The 18,554-nt window shown below is 49.6% G+C and carries 13 protein-coding genes and 1 pseudogene; 13 read left to right on the plus strand and 1 reads right to left on the minus strand.

Going from position 1 to position 18,554, the window contains the following annotated elements; all coding sequences use genetic code 11:
- Positions 1 to 26 precede the first annotated feature (26 nt).
- From MKX46_RS22705 to MKX46_RS22735, 7 genes are all read left to right on the plus strand, one after another.
- Positions 27 to 1,679 (plus strand): (2,3-dihydroxybenzoyl)adenylate synthase, encoded by a 1,653-nt coding sequence (locus MKX46_RS22705; protein WP_341071924.1) that lies wholly within the window; start codon positions 27 to 29, stop codon positions 1,677 to 1,679.
- Between the two features lie 44 nt (positions 1,680 to 1,723).
- Entirely contained in the window at positions 1,724 to 2,773 is a 1,050-nt protein-coding gene (locus MKX46_RS22710; protein WP_341071815.1) for an isochorismatase family protein, read from the plus strand.
- Positions 2,774 to 2,787: 14 nt separating this feature from the next.
- Positions 2,788 to 10,260, plus strand: coding sequence for an amino acid adenylation domain-containing protein (locus MKX46_RS22715; protein ID WP_341071816.1), 7,473 nt, complete (start codon positions 2,788 to 2,790; stop codon positions 10,258 to 10,260).
- Positions 10,257 to 10,475, plus strand: a complete 219-nt coding sequence (locus MKX46_RS22720; RefSeq protein ID WP_029516437.1) for an MbtH family protein — start codon at positions 10,257 to 10,259, stop codon at positions 10,473 to 10,475. The genes MKX46_RS22715 and MKX46_RS22720 overlap by 4 nt, the downstream gene beginning before the upstream one ends.
- 301 nt (positions 10,476 to 10,776) lie before the next feature.
- Positions 10,777 to 11,838 (plus strand): SPFH domain-containing protein, encoded by a 1,062-nt coding sequence (locus MKX46_RS22725; RefSeq protein WP_029516438.1) that lies wholly within the window; start codon positions 10,777 to 10,779, stop codon positions 11,836 to 11,838.
- The gene (locus MKX46_RS22730; protein WP_029516439.1) at positions 11,835 to 12,836 is read left to right on the plus strand and encodes a sugar kinase; all 1,002 of its coding nucleotides are present in this window, start codon (positions 11,835 to 11,837) and stop codon (positions 12,834 to 12,836) included. Before MKX46_RS22725 ends, MKX46_RS22730 begins: the two co-directional genes overlap by 4 nt.
- A 77-nt stretch (positions 12,837 to 12,913) precedes the next feature.
- Positions 12,914 to 13,093 carry a hypothetical protein gene (locus MKX46_RS22735; protein WP_013309345.1) on the plus strand — a complete coding sequence of 60 codons (180 nt, stop codon included), beginning with the start codon at positions 12,914 to 12,916 and terminating at the stop codon, positions 13,091 to 13,093.
- A 76-nt stretch (positions 13,094 to 13,169) separates the two neighbouring features.
- Here MKX46_RS22735 and MKX46_RS22740 read toward each other — a convergent pair whose 3' ends face one another.
- Entirely contained in the window at positions 13,170 to 14,183 is a 1,014-nt protein-coding gene (locus MKX46_RS22740) for a LuxR C-terminal-related transcriptional regulator (RefSeq protein ID WP_318626841.1), read from the minus strand.
- A gap of 172 nt (positions 14,184 to 14,355) precedes the next feature.
- Between MKX46_RS22740 and MKX46_RS22745 the strand changes: the two are divergent.
- From MKX46_RS22745 to MKX46_RS22770, 6 genes and pseudogenes are all read left to right on the plus strand, one after another.
- Positions 14,356 to 15,162: pseudogene (locus MKX46_RS22745) on the plus strand (class I SAM-dependent methyltransferase).
- Positions 15,149 to 16,234, plus strand: coding sequence for a saccharopine dehydrogenase family protein (locus tag MKX46_RS22750; protein WP_340954851.1), 1,086 nt, complete (start codon positions 15,149 to 15,151; stop codon positions 16,232 to 16,234). The pseudogene MKX46_RS22745 and the gene MKX46_RS22750 overlap by 14 nt, the downstream one beginning before the upstream one ends.
- 162 nt (positions 16,235 to 16,396) lie before the next feature.
- Positions 16,397 to 16,954: an SMI1/KNR4 family protein gene (locus MKX46_RS22755; protein ID WP_341071817.1), complete on the plus strand. Its 558-nt coding sequence runs from the start codon at positions 16,397 to 16,399 to the stop codon at positions 16,952 to 16,954.
- A 46-nt stretch (positions 16,955 to 17,000) separates the two neighbouring features.
- Complete coding sequence (locus tag MKX46_RS22760; protein ID WP_176715740.1) at positions 17,001 to 17,171, plus strand: hypothetical protein; 171 nt, start codon at positions 17,001 to 17,003, stop codon at positions 17,169 to 17,171.
- Positions 17,172 to 17,204: 33 nt separating this feature from the next.
- Positions 17,205 to 17,918 carry an HAD family hydrolase gene (locus MKX46_RS22765; RefSeq protein WP_341071818.1) on the plus strand — a complete coding sequence of 238 codons (714 nt, stop codon included), beginning with the start codon at positions 17,205 to 17,207 and terminating at the stop codon, positions 17,916 to 17,918.
- Complete coding sequence (locus MKX46_RS22770) at positions 17,915 to 18,502, plus strand: GNAT family N-acetyltransferase (protein WP_069012050.1); 588 nt, start codon at positions 17,915 to 17,917, stop codon at positions 18,500 to 18,502. Before MKX46_RS22765 ends, MKX46_RS22770 begins: the two co-directional genes overlap by 4 nt.
- Positions 18,503 to 18,554: the final 52 nt, after the last annotated feature.

Below are 18,554 nucleotides of genomic sequence, written 5' to 3' on the forward strand. Positions count from 1 at the left end.
GATACAGAAAGAGGAGGAATATCATGATGTTGCCCGGATGCCCTACATGGCCGCAGGAATTTGCCGAGCGTTACCGGAAGGCAGGCTACTGGGAGGGAGTGACCTTTGGAGAAATGTTGCGGGAGCGTGCAGTATCGCAAGGTGACCGGACGGCAGTGACGGACGGCCAAACAAGTACAAGCTACCGTGAATTGGACGAAAAAGTAGATCGTCTGTCAGCCGGATTTTACCAATTGGGAATTAGATCGACGGATCGGGTCATCGTTCAGTTGCCAAATGTTACGGAGTTTTTTGATGTATGCTTTGCGCTGTTCAGATTGGGGGCGTTACCCATATTCTCGCTTCCGGCTCATCGAAGTAGCGAGATTGCCTATTTCGGTGAATTTTCCGAGGCGGTTGCTTATATCATTCCAGATGTATATTCGGGCTTTGACTATCGTGGACTAGCCAGAGAGGTACAAGCCAGAGTGGCAACCCTGCGTCATGTCATTGTTGTGGGCAAGCCGCAGGAATTTACGGCTCTATCCGGATTGTATATCCAACCTGATCAGTCGTTACCCCAGGTGCTTGCGGGGGATATTGCCTTTCTCCAGCTTTCCGGTGGGAGTACAGGCTTGCCCAAGCTAATTCCAAGGACACACGATGATTATATTTACAGTCTGCGGGGCAGTGTTGAAATATGCGGTCTGGATGAAGATAGCGTGTATTTAGCTGCGCTTCCCATGGCTCACAATTACCCGCTCAGTTCTCCGGGTGTCTTCGGAGCCTTATATGCGGGAGCTAAAATTGTACTTGCGCCTACGCCGAGTCCAGATGATGCTTTTCCATTGATTGAACAGGAGCAGGTGACGATTACTGCTTTGGTCCCGCCGCTTGCGCTGGTATGGCTTGATAGTGCTTCGTCGAGAACCTGTGATTTGTCCAGTCTTCAGGTGCTTCAAGTAGGGGGAGCCAAATTCAATGAGGAGGCTGCTCGTCGCATAAAGCCGGAACTTGGGTGTACCCTGCAACAGGTGTTTGGTATGGCGGAGGGGCTGGTCAATTATACCAGACTGGATGATCCGGAGGATATCATTGTAGCAACTCAGGGACGTCCCATTTCAATCGACGATGAAATTAAAATATTGGATGATGAGGACAAAGAAGTGGCACCGGGAGAGGTAGGCCATTTGCTTACACGCGGACCTTACACGATTCGGGGTTATTATAAGGCGGATCAGCATAATGCAAGAGCATTTACGCGGGATGGATTTTATCGTACGGGCGATTTGGTGAGGTTGAGTCCCGATGGCAATGTGATTGTGGAAGGCCGAGCGAAGGATCAAATTAACCGGGGCGGAGAAAAGGTGGCGGCTGAGGAGATTGAAAATCATTTGCTGGCCCATCCCGGTGTGCATGATGCAGCGATTGTAGCCATGCCTGACGAATATTTGGGTGAACGTTCCTGTGCTTTTATTATCCCGTATGAGATGGTACCGACCGTAACGGAGTTGAAGAAATTTCTGCGTGAACGTGGTTTGGCGGCTTACAAAATTCCTGACAGAATTGAGTTTATAACAGCGTTTCCACAGACCAGTGTAGGCAAGGTTAGTAAAAAAGCATTGCGGGAAATGATTACACAGCAGCTAGCATCTGCACCTGAACCGCATGGAGACATAACGATGAGCAAGAACACATAACGCAAGACAGATACTCGTAATGAAAAATGAAAGGAAGCGATATGATGGCTATTCCTCCAATTTCAGCTTATCCGATGCCGAGTGCTTCGGATATGCCCCAAAATAAAGTGGCATGGCGGCCTGATCCCAGACGTGCAGTGCTATTGATTCATGATATGCAGCAATATTTTGTTACCGCTTTTGAGGCTGGGCAATCTCCGGTCAAGGAGTTGATCGCTAACATCCAGTTGTTGAAAAGCCACTGCCAGCAGCTTGGGATACCTGTAATCTATTCGGCGCAGCCGGGAGGTCAGGCTCCGGAGAAAAGGGGGCTACAGCAGGATTTTTGGGGCAAGGGGATGGATGATGGACCTGTTCAAAAGGAGATTGTGAACGAGCTTGCCCCTTCGGATCAGGATATGGTTATGACGAAATGGAGGTATAGCGCATTTCAAAAAACCAATTTAGACGATATATTGCGGCAATATCATCGCGATCAGATCATGATTACCGGTATTTACGCACATATTGGCTGTCTAATGACCGCGACCGAGGCATTTATGAAGGATATACAGCCTTTTTTTGTAGCTGACGCCTTGGGGGACTTTTCACTGGAATACCACAAAATGGCCCTGACTTACGCTGCTGAGCGTTGCGCGGTTACGATGCTGACTGTCCCCTTGATTGACGAGTTGGAGACTACGAAGGGGGCAGCAACGGAAGGTACTCAGGTGCAAAGTGTAAATATGGCTACAGCTCAGACAGGCATAGCTGACCAGAAGCCTGGTGAAAGAGAAAGCGAGGCAAAGACTTTAGATTCAGCAATGGCTGAAAAGGAAGTGCCTGCGGCTCCGCAGTTAACTGAACAATTGGTACGTGAGCAGGTCGCAGGACTGCTGCAGGAATCAGCGGAAGGATTGGCTGCCCACGATAATCTGATGGATAGGGGACTGGATTCGATTCGTATGATGAGTCTTGTGGAAAAATGGCGCCGCTACGGGGCAAGGGTGACGTTCGTGGAGTTGGCTGAACGTCCGACACTTGCTGATTGGTGGAAGCTATTGTCTTCGCGAACTAGGCAGTCAATGCCTAATTTAGACTATTTTTCCCTTTAAAGGAGGGTTTATGTATGCTCAAGCATCAGGCTATTCGTCTTCCTTTGTCGGGAGCGCAAGCGGGCATTTGGTTTGCCCAACAGATGGATTTGCAAAATCCGGCCTATAATACCGGTGAATACGTTGAAATTCACGGGCCGGTCGATCCCATTTGCTTTAAGGAAGCACTTCGCCGCACGATGGCAGAGGCTGAATCACTGCATTTGCGGTTCGGAGAGGATGAGGATGGACCCTGGCAGATGATTATGCCTTCGGGGGAATGGACGCTGCACCAAATCGATGTAAGCGCAGCTCCTGACCCTCGTAAAGTTGCTGAAGTCTGGATGAGGGATGATTTGCTGAAGCCGATTGATCTTACCCAAGGGCCACTGTTTACACAGGCATTGTTTCGGGTAGGTCATCATCAATTTTTCTGGTATCAGCGTGTTCATCATATTGCATTGGATGGCTTTGGCTTTTCGCTCATAGCGCAGCGGGTGGCTCAACTGTACACATCTTTGGCGGAAGGACGCTTGGACGAAGAGGGCTGCTTTCCGCGGTTTAGTCAACTATTGGAGGAAGATTCGATCTATCGCGCCTCGGAGAAGTTTGGGCAGGAGCGTGAATTTTGGATCAAACGCTTTGCCGATGGGTTCGAGGTGGCCAGTTTGGGAGACCATGCGACGAGAAACTCCGGGCATGTAGCTTCGAAAGAAGCGATGGCTGGAGGTTTCGTACGCGTTACAGCCCATGTCACCTCTGCGGAGCGTGAACGTCTTCAGATGGCTGCGGAACGTCTCAACGTGAGCTGGCCGGATGTATTTTTGGCGGCAATGGCTATTTATATTCACCGGTTCACAGGTGCACAAGACGTTATACTTGGCTTGCCAATGATGAACCGATTAGGCTCAGCCTCGCTCCGTGTGCCGGGTATGGTGATGAATTTGTTGCCGCTGCGTTTGTCGATTCAGCCAGGAATGAAGGTAGCCACATTGCTCCGTCAATTGGTACAGGAGCTGGGTGAGATACGGCGTCATGCAAAATACAGGCATGAGGAGCTACGGCGTGATCTGCGCTTGCTTAGTGAAAACAGGAGATTGTTTGGTCCATTGGTCAATATTATGCCATTTGACTATGAGCTGAATTTTAACGGTTCTCGCGGAATTACACATAACCTGTCGGCAGGCCCGGTTGATGATCTGTCCTTGAATGTGTATGACAGGTCGGACGGATCTGGATTGCGCATAGATTGGGATGCCAACCCTGCTATGTATAGCAAACGGGAAATAGAAGAGCATCAACAGCGTTTCTTGCAGTTGCTTACAAAGGTCGCAGCTTCGGAACCAGAACAGCCGATTGGACAAATCGACCTCCTGCTGCCTGCGGAGCGTCAGCTTATATTGAAGGGCTGGAATCGTTCTTCCAGTCCGATGCCAGTCGCTTCCTTACAGGAAATGCTCCAGCTACAGGCGGAACTTAGACCTGATGCTGTAGCTGTGGAATGTGACAACGACATGGTAATTAGCTATAAGGAGCTGAATAAGCGGGCGAACCGATTGTCCCATTGGCTGATTGCTCATGGGACAGGACCTGAGCAGATCGTTGCCCTGATGCTCCCTCGCTCCGTCAACATGGTTATAGGGATGCTGGCTGTGCTTAAAACGGGCGCGGCTTATGTTCCACTGGACCCTGATTATCCGCAGGATCGTGTTGCTTATGTGCTGGAGCATGCGTCTCCGGTCTGCATTTTAACCAATGCCCAGGTAGCGGACCGCATTCCGGCAGACATTTCTGTGCCACGTATGTTTTTGGATGGAGGAAGCGGCCAAGGGGATTCGGCGGCTGTTTTGAACGGACATAATCATGAACTATCAGCCTACCCGGATACGAATCCTACGGATCGTGAACGTGTTCAGCCTTTATCCACGGACCATCCTGCGTATATTATTTATACCTCTGGCTCAACGGGCAAGCCGAAGGGAGTCGTTATTACTTTCAAGAGCCTGACAAATTTTTTGCTTGCCATGCAGGATCAATTCACGTTGTGTGAGCAGGATCGACTGCTGGCAGTTACGACGATATCCTTTGATATCTCCGGACTGGAAATCTATTTGCCCTTGTTGAATGGTGCGCAACTGATTATTGCCCGGAAGGAAACCGTTCAGGAGCCGTCTGCTTTGGCCGAACTGATTAACCGTTCACAGCCTACCCTGATGCAGGCGACGCCTACGCTGTGGCATGTGCTGGCAACGGAACATGCAGAGGCTATTCGGGGTTTGCGGGTGCTGGTTGGAGGCGAGGCTCTTCCAGAGGAATTGCTGCATGCACTCCAGCGTCTGGATTGCCGCATTACGAATCTGTACGGTCCCACCGAAACGACGATTTGGTCTACTGCAGCTTCCATCGAAAAAGGGGACACGGGAACACCGGCTATCGGCAGACCTATCCGCAATACGCAAGTGTACGTGCTTGACGGTAGTCTTCAGGCAGTTCCGGCAGGGGTCACAGGGGACCTGTACATTGCCGGGGATGGGTTGGCTCGGGGATATTATGGGCGCCCGGATTTGACAGCGGAGCGTTTTGTAGCCAATCCGTTTGGCCCTCCGGGGAGCCGCATGTATCGAACTGGAGATTTGGCCCGCTGGAGATTGGATGGATCTCTTGAATACGGGGGGCGTGCGGACCACCAGATTAAAATTCGCGGCTTCCGCGTAGAACTGGGTGAAATTGAAGCCGTTTTGGCGCGGCATTCCGATGTAGCCCAGGTTTCTGTGATTGTCCGTGAGGACCGAGAGGGCGATCAGCGGCTGGTTGCCTATATCGTACCGATCGCTGCCGCAGCAACGCCGGTGCTTACCGGAGCTGAGACAGAGACTATTCAGCAGGAGCCGGGTAGGTCATCGGGACAAAGTGAGCAATCCGAACAAAAAGCGCCTGCCGAACCTTTTGGATATCAAAGTATAAGAGGGGACTTGGGCTCATCGCATCATCGTTTGCATTCACTGGCGTTACGTGAATATGCCGCTGCGAGTCTGCCCGATTATATGGTACCTTCAGCGTTTGTGATGCTGGGGGCCTTGCCGCTCATGCCTAATGGGAAGCTGGACCGTAAGGCATTGCCTGCTCCTGTTATGGATAAGATTCTCCACGTCCGTACTCCCAGAACACCACAGGAAGCCATGTTGTGTGACCTGTTCGCAGAAGTGCTGGCACTACCGATAGTCGGTATTGATGACAGTTTCTTTGATCTGGGCGGTCACTCGCTACTTGGCGCACGCTTGATGGCAAGAATCCGGGAGGTATTCGGGGTAGAACTGAATATAGGCCGCCTGTTTGAAACTCCTACGGTTGCCAGTTTTGCGGAACGACTGGACCAAGGGCAGAGCTTAAGGCCCTCATTGCTTCCGGCCGTACGTCCACAACGAATTCCTCTCTCCTTCGCCCAGAGCCGATTATGGTTCCTGCATCGGATGGAGGGACCAAGCCCTACATATAATATCCCACTCGTTATCCGTATGTCGGGGGATGTAAATGTGGAGGCACTTCAAGCTGCCTTAGGAGACATCGTGGCCCGCCATGAGACGCTGCGTACGATTTTTCCAGATGTGCAAGGTGTAGCGCAGCAGGTCATTCTGGAAATGCAGCAAGCTTGGCCTGTACTCCGTGTGACGAAAATTTGTGAGGCAGAGCTGCCACACATGCTTGCTGAAGGGTCACGTTACTGCTTTGATCTTGCAGTGGAGCCGGCTTTGCGAACCGAACTGTTCACGCTGTCTGCTGACCAGCATGTGCTGCTTATGACGTTGCACCATATTGTCGGAGATGGCTGGTCGCTGAATGCACTCACACGTGATTTGGCAACAGCCTATGCTGCGCACATCGACCGTAATGCACATGCGGAACAATCCGCACATCCTGAAAGCATGGCACCGGTGTTGCCGATGCTGCCTGTACAATATGCGGATTATGCGCTATGGCAGCAGGATCTGCTTGGAAGGGAGAACGAGGCTGGCAGCCTGATGAACAAGCAGCTTGCTTATTGGCACGACGCATTGAAAGGTCTACCGGATCAAATAGATCTGCCTACAGACTATCCACGCCCTTCCGAGGCCAGCTACCGGGGAGATACCGTTGTATTGCGTATCGCTCCCGAATTGCATGAGCAGTTGCTGCGTTTGGCTCGTGAAAGTCGGGCCAGCCTGTTTATGGTGGTGCAGGCCGGGTTGGCCGCATTGCTAACCCGATTGGGTGCAGGGACGGATATCCCGGTGGGCAGTCCGATAGCGGGACGTAACGCAGAGGGACTGGATCATCTCGTGGGCTTGTTTATCAACACGCTGGTGCTTCGTATCAACACATTGGGCGACCCTACTTTCCGTGAGCTGTTGGAACGGGTCCGTCGTACTTGTCTGGATGCGTATGAACATCAGGATGTACCCTTCGAGCGGCTTGTAGAGATGCTGAACCCTACACGTTCCAGATCGAGACATCCATTGTTTCAAGTTATGCTTGCTTTACAAAACACCCCTGATCCCGAATTGCTGTTGCCCGGTGTGGAAACTCAACTGCAATTGGCCAGTGTGGGTGCAGCGAAATTTGATCTGACGGTGGAGCTGCGCGAGTGTCGGACCGCAGACGGGCGACCTGATGGAATCGAGGGATGGATCGAATACAATACCGATTTATTTAAAAGAGAAACGATAGAAGCTATGAAGGTACGGCTGGAACGGCTATTAGTGGCCGCGGTGGCTAATACAGAACAACCGATAGGGGCCCTGGATATTTTGGGACCCGAGGAACGACACGAAATTCTCGTGAAGTGGAACGGTGACACGAACGCGAGCACTTGTCCTAACCAAGCGTCTACCTCGAGCTTGCCTGTTTTATTCGAACAACAGGCTGCCCGTACCCCGGGAGCTGTTGCAGTTTCATACGAAGGCAACCAGCTAAGTTATGAGGAATTGAACGCGCGTGCCAATCGACTGGCGCATCTGCTGATAGCGCGTGGTGCAGGTCCAGATCGCATTGTGGCGCTGGCGCTTCCTCGGTCACTGGATATGGTTATTGCATTGCTGGCTGTGCTTAAATCGGGAGCCGCCTACTTGCCGCTAGATCCTGATTATCCGGCAGATCGTCTCGCATATATGCTAGAGGATGCTTCACCTGCTCTGATGATTACCAGCATTCACGTGACAATATCCTCAATTCCGGTAACAAGCACGGTATTCCCGGTTGTACTGGAGGATCCTCAGACAAATAAGGAGCTGAAGTCATATCCCGACCGGAACCCGGTGGATGCAGACCGTCTGATGCCTTTGTTGCCGCTTCATCCTGCTTATATTATTTATACGTCCGGTTCTACCGGAAAACCAAAGGGAGTAGTTATTCCTCATCAAAATATCGCGCGTTTGTTTGATTCGACGCAGCCTTGGTTTCATTTTGGTCCATCGGATGTATGGACTCTGTTCCACTCCTATGCGTTTGATTTTTCAGTATGGGAAATTTGGGGACCGTTGCTGCATGGAGGCCGTCTTGTCATTGTGCCGTATACTGTCAGTCGTTCTCCGGAGCAATTCCTGCAATTGCTGGTGAACGAGAGCGTAACGGTGCTCAATCAGACACCTTCGGCATTTTATCAACTGATGCAGGCTGATCTTGAACAGCCTGTCCTTTCACAAAAGCTGGCGTTGCGTTATGTCGTATTTGGTGGTGAGGCTCTGGAACTGGGCCGGCTGCCTGCATGGTATGAGCGTCATGCAGACGATGCTCCTACCTTGGTGAATATGTATGGGATTACGGAGACAACTGTACATGTCAGCTATATTGCGTTGGACCGTGATATGGTGGCTGAAAAAGCAAACAGTCTGATTGGGCGTCCCATCTCTGATCTGCAAGTGTATGTGCTGGATGATCGACTTCAGCCTGTCCCGCCGGGTGTAACGGGTGATTTATATGTCGCCGGTGCTGGATTGGCACAAGGCTATTTGGGAAAACCCGCTTTAACGGCAGAGCGTTTTGTAGCCGATCCGTATGGTTTGCCGGGGAGCCGGATGTATCGGACAGGTGATTTGGCCCGCTGGCGGTCTGACGGCTCGCTGGAGTATGCCGGACGTGCTGACCAGCAGGTCAAAATACGTGGTTTTCGCATGGAGCCGGGAGAAATTGAAGCGGTGCTGGTTCGGCATGATGATGTGGCTCAGGCAGCGGTCATTGTCCGCGAAGATCAGCCGGGGGACAAACGACTCGTCGCCTATATTGTTCCTGTACCTGGCGGTGAACCGCAAGCGTCCAGACTCCGACTGCATGCAGGAGTCAGCTTGCCTGATTATATGATACCGTCAGCTTTTGTCACGGTATCCGATCTCCCGCTTACACCTAATGGCAAGCTGGATCGTAAAGCATTACCTGCTCCCATGCAGATGGCTGCGGGTGGAGGAAGGGGACCGCGAACGCCACAGGAGGAAATCCTGTGTGATTTGTTTGCCGAGACGCTTGGCATGGAGCGAATCGGTATAGATGATGGCTTTTTTGATCTGGGCGGTCATTCATTGCTGGCTGTGAAGCTGATTAGTAGAATCCGCGAGGCATTGGGTATCGAGTTGGGCATTGGCAACCTTTTTGGAACGCCAACAGTGGCTGGCCTAGCCGAGCAGTTGAACGTAGGTGCCAGTCAAGGGGCTTTGGACGTTTTGCTGCCTTTGCGGGCAAGTGGATTGCAAGCTCCGTTGTTCTGTGTACACCCGGCAGGCGGATTAAGCTGGTGTTATGCGGGCTTGATCCAGTCCATGGGCAAGGATTATCCGATTTATGGCTTACAGGCTCGCGGGATCGCCCAACAGGAGGAATTGCCGCAGACGCTGGATGATATGGCAGCCGATTATATTCGTCATATTCGCACAATTCAGCCCACAGGACCGTATCATCTGTTGGGGTGGTCTTTGGGAGGGAATGTAGCTCATGCAATAGCGACACAGCTTCAATACGAAGGAGAGACAATTGCGATTCTGACCATGCTGGATTCCTACCCAAGCAACCATTTGCCGCTGCGGGGAGGACCAGATGAGGAGGAAGCGTTAATCGCTCTGTTGGCTCTGGGGGGTTATGACCCGGATAGTCTGAATGATGAGCCTTTGCGGCTTTCCACCGCCCTGCATATCTTACGAAGCGATGGTAGCGCCTTGGCCAGCCTCAGCGAGGAGACGATTTTAAACCTCAAGGATACTTATGTAAATTCTGTGCGTATCTTGGGGGAGTACGTTCCGAGACGGTACAAAGGTGATATATTATTTTTCCGATCTACAATTATCCCAGATTGGTTTGAGCCAATTGCTCCGGAAACCTGGCTTCCCTATATTGATGGACAGCTAGAGCAGCATGAACTGGATTGCCGTCATAAGGATCTGTGCCAGCCGGGACCCTTGGCTCATATTGGAAAACTGATGGCAGCAAAACTATACAGGCTTTCTAAATCAATACATCACAATCGCAAGGAGGAAAACAAACCATGATTAATCCTTTTGAGCAGAATGAAGGTGGTTATTTAGTGCTGATGAATGGAGAAGGACAGTATTCACTCTGGCCTGATTTCCAGCATGTACCGACTGGATGGGAGGTCGTTCACCCGACAGACAGCCGTGAGGCATGTATGAATTATATCAGCACACATTGGACAGATATGAGGCCGGATTCCTTGCATCCCAAGGCCGATGCAGTGCGTCGCTAATCGGGGAGTCATCATATCTTTATACAACTATACAACTGTTGCTCATATATGACCCATGAAATGATGACAAATGTAACGCCTTTTGATGATACCATACAATTTTTCGTGATCTTTAAAGTTTCATAGGAAGGCAGAGAACGAATTAGGCTGTTTCCTCTAACCGAGCGTATCGGAGGGGAAACGGCCTTTGTTTTTTATAAATGTCATATTGATATTATCGGGAACATGTGTTATTTTATTGTTAATAACAAAATGATAATAACAAAATAATATAAATTGTAAAGAAAGCGGGGAAGCAGCTATGTTTGGATTTAATTTTGTTAAATTTCAGCCCAGTGAATATGTGATGAAGGTGAAAAACGGGAAGGTGGTTCGGGAGGGTGTTGGATTATCCTTTTATTACTACGCCCCGACCACCTCGGTTGTTGTCGTGCCCGTCTCTTCTATTGATGCGCCGTTCATGTTTGAGGACATGACAAATGATTTTCAGGCGGTGACGGTACAGGGGCAACTGACTTATCGAATTGTGGATTATCGGAGAACGACGCAGATTTTAAACTATACGTATGACTTGAAGGAACGACGTTACATTTCGGATGATCCAAGCAAGCTGGCCCAACGGGTGATTAACATTGCCAAGGTGCTTACCAAAAAGTATTTGGAGCGTGTCCCGCTCAAAGAAGCTGTTCAGTCCAGTGAACGTCTGGCCCAAAACATGACAAAGGATATTGCTCAGCATACGGAAATGGAAAAGCTCGGCATTGAGGTTATGGGGCTGTCGATTTTGGCGATTCTACCTAATAAGGAGACGATGAGAGCGCTGGAGGCTCAAGCGAGGGAAGAGATTCTTCGCAACGCGGATCATGCTTTGTATGAGCGTCGTAATGCATCTATTGAGCAAGAGCGGCGTGTGAAGGAAAACGAGCTGAACACTGAGATTGCAGTGGAGACGAAAAAAAGGCAGATCCGTGAAACTCAACTTGATGCCGAGCGTTCCGTAAAGCAAAAGCAAAGTGAGATGAAAGAGGAGCAGCTACGATTTGACACGGCCTTGGAGGAGAAAAAACGCGAGCTGATTGAGCTGACCGTAACGAATAAAAAGGCAGAAGCCGATGCCAAGGCCTATGAGCTGACAGCCGTCATGAAATCGTTGCAGGATGTTGAACCGAACGTACTTCAAGCTATGGCTAACATGGATATGAGCCCGGATAAACTAATTGCGATTGCATTCCAGGAGCTTGCAGAAAATGCAGGGAAAATCGGTCAGCTGAATATTACGCCGGATCTGCTGCAAGGTCTCATGTCAGATACGGGAGCAAGCGGATCAGGAGGATCGAGAGGGTCTGGAGGAAGAACACGATGAGCGGCCGAATGACAGAGCAGAAGATCATTTTGGTGAAGCGTAAAACGCGACTGGAGGAACTGATTGTCCGATACAATACGGTGCAGCAGGCTCGCTTCTTTATGGAACGGCTGGGTGCGGATTTCAGTGATTATGTGCTGGAGGACGAAAATTACCGCAGGGCGGTGGCAACGGCAACGTCGGAGTTAACGGCCTTGGGTCGTGTTCAGATTGTGGAGCGGGAGCATGTGCCGAACTTTATTTTTGGTGAGCAGGATACAGTGGTGGTGCTGGGTCAGGATGGGCTGGTAGCCAACACCTTAAAATATTTGACCGAGCAGCCGCTTATCGGCGTGAATCCAGATCCATTGCGCTGGGACGGGGTATTGCTGCCGTTTACCGTATCCGACCTGCGCTGGGTAGTGCCGGATGTATTCGTGCACAGACGGCCAATTAAGGAAGTTACGCTGGCTAAGGCCCGATTAAATGATGGCCAATCCTTGTATGCTGTAAATGATTTGTTCATTGGACGCAAAACTCATGTTTCCGCGAGATATGAGCTAAGGCTGGAGGATCAAGTAGAGCAGCAATCCTCCAGCGGCATTATCGTTTCAACCGGATTGGGAGCGACAGGCTGGCTGACCAGCGTACTGGCTGGAGCGGCCGGAATTGTCGGCAGTGCTACACGGCATCCAATCTCGCTGACTCCAAGCCAGCTGATGCCAGGTACAGCCTTCAGTCAGGAAGGGACAGCAGACGGAATGAGTCATGATCATCGTGCAACCTGGAGTTCGCCATCGCTTTATTTTACGGTGAGAGAACCATTCCCCAGCCGAACGACTGCTGCGGATCTCGTGTTTGGTCAGGTAGCAGCCGAAAAACCGTTACGGATTGCATCGCAGATGCCGGAAAACGGAGTTATTTTCAGTGATGGAGTAGAAAGTGACTTTCTGGAGTTTAATGCTGGCATTGAGGCGATCATTGAACCCGCGGAGAAAAAAGGGCATCTGGTCGTGTAGAGGTTTGTACAGGACGGCAATGGGTAATTATGAGTAAGGTACAACCATCAGATGAAATTAAAAAAGGAGGAATCAACATGAGCGACCACACTCAAGACGAAGCGAAAATCCGCAACAAGAAGGACGAGGACGGAGATTCCTTGATGGAGAAAACGAAGCTGGAAAATGGCGTGGATATCGAGCCTGAGGCTGATGAATGGATTGCGAAGCCCTCACCAGTGTCATACGATGATACGAACTCCTCTTCGAAGAAATAAGGCTCTGGCATTCCAATAGAGCAGTGATGCAAAGACAGATGATCCCTAATCGGGTCATCTGTCTTTTTTACATAGGTTAATTGAATCTGGAATATACCTTCCATACTAGCTCACGACGGCTGCTTACATCTGTTTTCAAGAAAATCGCTTTCAGGTGATCCTGCACCGTGTAGGCAGTAATATGAAGTGCGCTGGCCAGCTCCTTGGTCGAAAAGCCCTGAACAATGAGTTGGACAATTTGTCTCTCTCGTTCGGACCATGAGTACACCTCAGCCATAAGCGGTAGCATGTCAGTTGCTTTAGCAGCCTCAAACCATACGGCTAGCTGCTTCTGTCCCGTATGCTTCTGTCCGCCTTGCAGAAGGGTGGCTCTGATGGTTACCCATGGGGCTCCTGCGTCTGTGGAAGGGATACATAGTCGTGCTGGTGCAGTGGCAGTGGATAGCGCTCGCAAGCATACCACCCGGACGGGAGCCGGAAGACCGTCTTCATGGATTCCCTCCTGCTGCCGAAGCAACTGTAGCCACTGCTCTGCTACTAAATTGGACGAAATCGGTTTTAGCTTATCGGAAAGCATGAGAACTCCTGGCTCAAGTCCATTTTCCGTGATCATGGCAGGGGATGGAGATAAACCGACACTGGCCTGACGCAGATGATAGGCTATGGACGGCGCTAACGCTTCAAGCAGTTGTTGCTCTTCCTCGCTGAATACAGGTTTTCCATGATGACGGAACAACGTAAGAAATCCCCAACAGCTCCCTTTGTACATAAACGGAACACGTAGCTCATCTCCGAATCCGGCGGGTTGCAAAACATCTCTATATCGTGTGCTCCGATCCGGTTGGCCATGTGTAAACCCATGTAGCGTCGCTACAGACTGTCCTTCTCGCACCAACTGATCATATTTCATCATATCGTCGTGCAGGTATTCGTATTCTAGCAGTTTGTTATGAATGTCCTCCACACCCGACTCTGTAAATGCCCCTGTGGAAAGCAGCGTACGCGGATCTACCGAGGTACAGCACGCCGCATCGAAAGTAACCTGAGTACGCAAGCGGTCGATTAGGGTGTGCTTGTAGTGTGCGTTCATCATTTACTCCTATCGAGAAAGCTGGAGATTCTCAAGCGCGATTATTAAATCCCACATTTATGGGATGGTGGATATTTGTATTGTCTTTATAATTGAGAATGATTCTTAATTAAATCTACAATAAACGAATGGTCTGGGAAGATCAAGGCTAAATGTTTGGAGGAAAGCCCATATGAAACAACCCCATATTGAAAATACGGACTCAAACCAGCCTATGAGCTGGAATCATCCGAATGTGCATAAGTACGCGGATACGATTGCTTTAAAAATACCTGGATATGCTCATTTGTACGAGATGACAGACGGTTTGATAGCCGCACAGCTTGAAGCACAAACTCATATTCGAAATATAGATCCAAATGTGCTAATTGTCGGAGCTGGAGGCGGTCAGGAATTGATTACGCTCGGAGGGCGCCATGATGCATGGTCCTTTACGGCAGTTGAAGCACATGCTGGATTTGGCACGTAAGCGTGTAACACATGCGGGCATCAGTTCAAAAATATCGTTTGTTGCAGGTACGTTGGAAGAGTTGTCTGGAGAACAGCCTGAAGAACAGCGCGAAAAGCACAGCGAAGAATCATGCAGAGAACCGGTCTATGACGCTGCAACCTGCCTGCTGGTGCTTCATTTTCTTCAAAGCTTGGAAAGTAAACAGGCGTTGCTACGCCAGATATCTACTCGACTCAAGCCGGGTGCGCCTTTTTGTTTAGCTTCTATTAATGGGAATTCACAGGAGCCTTCTTTTTCCATCCAAATGCAGGCGTGGAAAGGTCATATGCTGAGCCAGGGCATTTCACTGGAGGATTGGGAACGATTCGCTGCTTCCATCGGTCGTGAGTCAAACCCAGTGTCCAATGCGGCAATACAGGAACTGTTGATAGATGCAGGCTTTACCCACATCACCCGGTATTATGGTGCTTTTTAGTAAATGCATGGTTTGCAGTTAAAGAGGGAGGGACAGCTTATGACAAAGGATAACATCATCATCATTGGCGGGTATGGCCATGTTGGAAAAATTGTATGTACAGAGTTAAGTGAAATGTTTCCCGGCAAGGTATTTGCCGCAGGTCGTAGTCTGGAACGGGCCACTGAATTTAGCCAACGATCGAATGGTAAGATACGGCCCTTGCAGCTTAATATTCATGAGCCGATGGACCCGTCGATATTAGAGCAAGCCAAATTGGTAATCATGTGTTTGGATCAGGACAATACGGCCTTGGTACGTGCCTGCCTTCGACATGGGGTGCATTACATGGATATTACCGCGAATGCGGACTTTTTGAGTCAGGTGGAGCAGTGTCATCAGGAGGCCCGAGCTCATCAGGCCACAGCCCTGTTAAGTGTAGGATTAGCTCCGGGACTGACCAATCTGTTGGCACTGCAAGCGACACAGCTCATGGATCAGACGGATGAGTTGAATATATCTTTGATGCTGGGTTTGGGAGATCGACACGGTCAGGCTGCTATTGAGTGGACAGTAGATCAGATTCATGCCGATTTGGAGGTTATAGAACAGGGACGTTTTGTGACTCGAAAAAGCTTTACTGGCGGAATAGTGGCAGATTTTGGTGCAGGAGTGGGTCGTCATCGGGCGTATCGATTTCCTTTTTCAGATCAGCAGACACTTCCTCGTACGCTCAAAGTTCCTACGGTTAGCACACGCCTTTGCTTCGATTCGCGCTTGACCACTCGGCTTCTAGCAGGGCTTCGGACGATAGGAGTTTCAGGTCTACTCCGACAGCAAACCGTGCGTGATGCAGTGGTTCGCAGCTTTAGCAAGGTACATATAGGTGGGAATGCTGTAGCGGTCAAGGTAGATGCTCGAGGAACTCTCAATGGCAAGGAGACGAAGGTCGAATGTCGGCTAAGGGGTCACCATCAGTCTGATTTAACCGCTAAGGCAGCCGTCTTTGCAGCGCTCGCCCTGTACCGTTCAGAACTTCCATTCGGTGTATTTCATACGGAGCAGGTTTTTTCATGGAATCGCATGCGGGCTTGGTTAGGGCAGCAAGTAGCCGCAGATATTCAGGTGAACGGACAGCAAGCATAGAAGTCATACATTCTAATAAATGAATCTCATATAATCCAAGCTTATTCAGCAACGCATTGCGGATAGGTCTTGGATTTCTTTTCCTATTGAACTACACTAGAAAGAAGTACATATGATGATCATGGATACCGAGCGCGCTAGCTGCTGAGGAGTCGATAAGAGATGGATATCGCTTATATCATAGATTTATTACGTAAACACGATGTGACCTTAGCTCCAGGCTTATCCATGCAAGAGGTCACCGATGTCGAAGGCAGGTATGATATTCACTTCCCGCCCGATTTGAGGGAGCTTCTGATGAGTGTTCTTCCCATCGGTAAAAGCTTTATCCCTTGGAGAGATACGTCACCACAGCGGATGGGTGTAATCCGGCAAAGGTTGAATTGGCCGCTGGAAGGTATGATTTTTGATGTAGAGCAGCATGTATTCTGGCCTCCCGAATGGGGCGAAAAACCGACAGATTCGGCGGAAGCTGTTGATATATGTAAACGTGAGTTTTTACGTGTGCCCAAGCTAATCCCAATCAACGGACATCGATATATCCCAGAGCAGCCATCTGAAGAAGGAAATCCGGTATTTTCCGTATATCAAACGGATATTATCGTGTATGGGGAATGTTTGCAGGAGTATTTCAAGCTGGAATTTGGGGAGAAGCCTTATGAACAAATTGATTTTAATGCCGTAAAAAAAGTGCGTTTTTGGAGCAACTTGTGTGAGTGAGTGTCAGGAAGATGAATAAGTCGAAACGAGGGAAGGGGAGCATGATGTGAAGGTGGAGCAGGATTTGGAAGAAATCAAAGAAAGGTTGACCCAGATCGAGACCAAATTAGAACAAAAGTCGACCTCCAAGAGAATCTTGAAGTACATGATCATTATTTTCTTGTCTATTTTTTTTCTTTTATTTCTAATCGGAATTATTCAGTTTGTTTCAGCCTAATCAGTGCAAAAGGATGAAGGAAGGGAGCTATTTATGTCCATAGAAGCAATCATTTTTGATCTGGATAATACTCTTATTCATCGTAAACAGGCGTTTGCGGCATATACAGAGCGCTTTATAGAACGATTTATTGTGGCAGAAGAACCCGCGATCCGCGCGGCTGTCGTTGAACAGATACGATTGGCGGATCAGGACGGATACCGGGATAAGAAGGAACTGTATACCGAGCTGCATGCAGATTTGGAACTGAAAAATCCCCATACGTCAGTACAAGAGATGCTGGGCTTTTGGTATAGTGAATTTCATAAGTTTACGGTGTTGATGGACGGGGCCAAGGAAGTATTGTCCGAACTGCGGTCGCGTGGCTTGAAGCTTGGTATTATTACCAACGGCTCACTCCGCACGCAGCAAGCGAAAATCGACCGAGTTATGCTGAGGGATTATGTGGATTCTATTATCGTATCAGGCGGCGTCAATATCCAGAAGCCTAATCCTCGAATTTTCGAGTTGGCTCTGAATGAGCTGGACATTGTCGATCCCGGCCATGCCTGTTATGTAGGCGATCACCCGACAAATGATATTCGTGGTGCACAAAGTGCAGGATTGCATACCATCTGGCTGGAAGGCTTTATGACGTGGCAGGAAACGGGCATTGTACCGGACTACCAGATTGGGAGTTTGCGTGAAATCACAGGTTTGCTGGATCGTCGCAGTTATTCAACGAATAAGGAGGAGGGTGCATCATGAGTATGGAGCAGCAACCGAATCCCATTCTCTTATCGTTCCCTGACCAATTCCAGACGGAGCGATTGACCATACGCGCCCCGCAGTGGGGGGATGGAGCGGCAGTCAATGAGGCGATGCGAGAAAGTGCGAATGAACTGCGGCCTTGGCTTCCGTTTGCAAGAAATCTTCCTACGGCAGAGGAATCTGAAATCCGTTCGCGCCAAGCCAGACTTAAATTTCTGGATCGGTCTGATATGATGTTGTATATATTTGATACGGTTTCGGGAGAATTTGTAGCCAGCAGCGGTCTGCATCGTATTGATTGGGAAGCACGAAGATTTGAAATTGGGTATTGGCTCAGAACATCATGGACTGGAAAAGGCATTATAACAGAGGCCGTGCACGGTATTACGGATTTTGCCATACAGCATTTGCATGCCAATCGGTTGGAGATTCGTTGTGATTCCAGAAATACGCGCAGCGCCAAGGTAGCGGAACGTGCAGGTTTTACACTGGAGGGGATTTTAAGAAACGTCGAGTACGATGAAAAGGGAAGCATGGCACACCAAATGGTTTTTGCCAAGGTGCGTGGTATTGAATTTTAGTATCCTCACATGAACAGTTTGGAAGTTGCTGATACGTTTGTACGATATTACG

The organism is Paenibacillus sp. FSL P4-0113, assembly GCF_038009305.1.
Lineage (GTDB): Bacteria > Bacillota > Bacilli > Paenibacillales > Paenibacillaceae > Paenibacillus > Paenibacillus polymyxa_D.

What these genes read in the sequence shown, in the direction of transcription:
- MKX46_RS22735 (WP_013309345.1), top strand. Translation starts at nt 12,914, where the DNA reads ATGAGCGACCACACTCAAGACGAAGCGAAAATCCGCAACAAGAAGGAC.
- MKX46_RS22720 (WP_029516437.1), top strand. Translation starts at nt 10,257, where the DNA reads ATGATTAATCCTTTTGAGCAGAATGAAGGTGGTTATTTAGTGCTGATG.
- MKX46_RS22750 (WP_340954851.1), top strand. Translation starts at nt 15,149, where the DNA reads ATGACAAAGGATAACATCATCATCATTGGCGGGTATGGCCATGTTGGA.
- MKX46_RS22765 (WP_341071818.1), top strand. Translation starts at nt 17,205, where the DNA reads ATGTCCATAGAAGCAATCATTTTTGATCTGGATAATACTCTTATTCAT.
- MKX46_RS22730 (WP_029516439.1), top strand. Translation starts at nt 11,835, where the DNA reads ATGAGCGGCCGAATGACAGAGCAGAAGATCATTTTGGTGAAGCGTAAA.
- MKX46_RS22740 (WP_318626841.1), bottom strand. Translation starts at nt 14,183, where the DNA reads ATGAACGCACACTACAAGCACACCCTAATCGACCGCTTGCGTACTCAG.
- MKX46_RS22715 (WP_341071816.1), top strand. Translation starts at nt 2,788, where the DNA reads ATGCTCAAGCATCAGGCTATTCGTCTTCCTTTGTCGGGAGCGCAAGCG.
- MKX46_RS22725 (WP_029516438.1), top strand. Translation starts at nt 10,777, where the DNA reads ATGTTTGGATTTAATTTTGTTAAATTTCAGCCCAGTGAATATGTGATG.
- MKX46_RS22705 (WP_341071924.1), top strand. Translation starts at nt 27, where the DNA reads ATGTTGCCCGGATGCCCTACATGGCCGCAGGAATTTGCCGAGCGTTAC.
- MKX46_RS22755 (WP_341071817.1), top strand. Translation starts at nt 16,397, where the DNA reads ATGGATATCGCTTATATCATAGATTTATTACGTAAACACGATGTGACC.
- MKX46_RS22770 (WP_069012050.1), top strand. Translation starts at nt 17,915, where the DNA reads ATGAGTATGGAGCAGCAACCGAATCCCATTCTCTTATCGTTCCCTGAC.
- MKX46_RS22710 (WP_341071815.1), top strand. Translation starts at nt 1,724, where the DNA reads ATGGCTATTCCTCCAATTTCAGCTTATCCGATGCCGAGTGCTTCGGAT.